Raw genomic sequence first — 559 nt, forward strand, 5'->3', positions numbered from 1 at the left:
TCGCGCATCAAAAAAATACGACATTCCTGAAGATCTGATTTACGCCATCATCAAAACCGAGAGCAGTTTTAACCCTTACGCAGTAAGTTGGGCCAATGCTTATGGATTGATGCAAGTAGTGCCCAAAACCGCTGGTCGTGATGTATTTAAGCTCGTAAAGAACAGATCAGGACAACCTAGTCCAGAGTATTTGTTCAACCCAGAAAACAATATTGACACAGGAACCGCCTACTTCTACATCCTCAAAAACCGTTATTTACGCGAAGTTCAGCATCCAACTTCGTTAGAGTACAGTATGATTTCCGCTTACAACGGTGGAACTGGTGGTGTTTTAAACACATTTAATCGCAGTGACCGAAAACGCGCGATGCGAGATCTCAATTCTTTGCAACCCAACCAAGTTTATTGGGCGCTAACTAAGAAACATCCGAACGCTGAAGCGCGTCGTTACCTAGAAAAAGTTACAAATTTCAAAAAGGAATTTAACTCTGAGCACACTTTGTAATGACAGTTGAATAAAAAGCGTTCGAACAACCACTTTTTTGAAATTATTTAAAAA

General features: G+C 40.4%; 1 protein-coding gene. It reads left to right on the plus strand.

The genetic code is table 11. The features are described from left to right. Positions 1 to 505, plus strand: a 505-nt coding sequence (locus tag R7190_RS29670; RefSeq protein ID WP_318138181.1) for a transglycosylase SLT domain-containing protein, incomplete at its 5' end; no start/stop codon positions are given. Between the last annotated feature and the right edge of the window lie 54 nt (positions 506 to 559).

This window comes from Vibrio sp. 1078-1 (assembly GCF_033340475.1).